Raw genomic sequence first — 1008 nt, forward strand, 5'->3', positions numbered from 1 at the left:
TGCCCTGGGTCAGCCCGCCATGGACCTGGCCCTCCACGATCATCGGGTTGACGACGTTGCCGAAGTCGTCCGCCGCCGCCATCGCCAGCACCTCGACCTTGCCGGTCTCGGGGTCGAGTTCCACCTCGCAGGCATAGGCGCCCGAGGGATAGGTGAAGTTGTTGGGGTCGTAGAAGGCCGTCTCCTCCAGCCCCGGCTCGATCTCGTCGAGGGGATAGTTGTGGGGCACGTAGGCCGCGAGCGTCACGTCGCCCCAGGCCAGCGACTTGTCGGTCCCGGCGACGGTGAAGCGGCCGTCCTTGAGCTCGATATCGGCCTCGGAGGCCTCGAGCAGGTGCGACGCGATCTTCTTCGCCTTCCGGATGATCTTCTCGGTCGCCCGGACCAGCGCCGAGCCGCCCACCGCGAGCGAGCGCGAGCCGTAGGTGCCCATCCCCATCGGCGTGTTCGCCGTGTCGCCATGGACGATCTCGACCATGCTGTCGTCGATGCCGATCATGTCGGCCACGACCTGCGCGAACGAGGTCTCGTGCCCCTGCCCGTGGGAGTGGCTGCCGGTCATCACCACCAGCCCGCCGGTGGCGTTCACCCGCACGGTCGCGCTCTCGTAGAGCCCCGCCCGGGCGCCGAGCTGGCCCACCAGCGACGAGGGCGCGATGCCGCAGGCCTCGATGTAGCAGTTGATCCCGAGGCCCCGCAGCTTGCCGCGCGCCGCGCTCTCGGCCCGCCGGGCCGCGAAGCCGTCGCGGTCGATCATCGCGAGCAGCTTCGTCATCGTCCCCTCGTAGTCGCCGGTGTCGTATTCGACCGCGACCGGCGTCTGGTAGGGGAACTCGGTGATGAAGTTCTGGCGGCGCAGGGCCACCGGATCGACCCCCAGCTCGCGCGCGGCCATGTCGATGACCCGCTCCAGCTGGAAGGTCGCCTCGGGCCGGCCCGCGCCGCGATAGGCGTCCACGGGGACGGTGTTGGTGAAGACCGCCTTCACGTTGGTGTAGATCAGCGGCG

Annotated in this window: 1 protein-coding gene; it reads right to left on the minus strand. The window is 69.5% G+C overall.

Annotation, left to right across the window (positions count from 1 at the left end; translation table 11 throughout):
• Nucleotides 1-1008: xanthine dehydrogenase family protein molybdopterin-binding subunit (locus tag DR046_RS22980; RefSeq protein WP_167767273.1), on the minus strand; the 1008-nt coding region annotated here is incomplete at both ends.

It is taken from the genome of Jannaschia formosa (assembly GCF_003340555.1).
In the GTDB taxonomy this organism is placed as follows: Bacteria; Pseudomonadota; Alphaproteobacteria; order Rhodobacterales; family Rhodobacteraceae; genus Jannaschia; species Jannaschia formosa.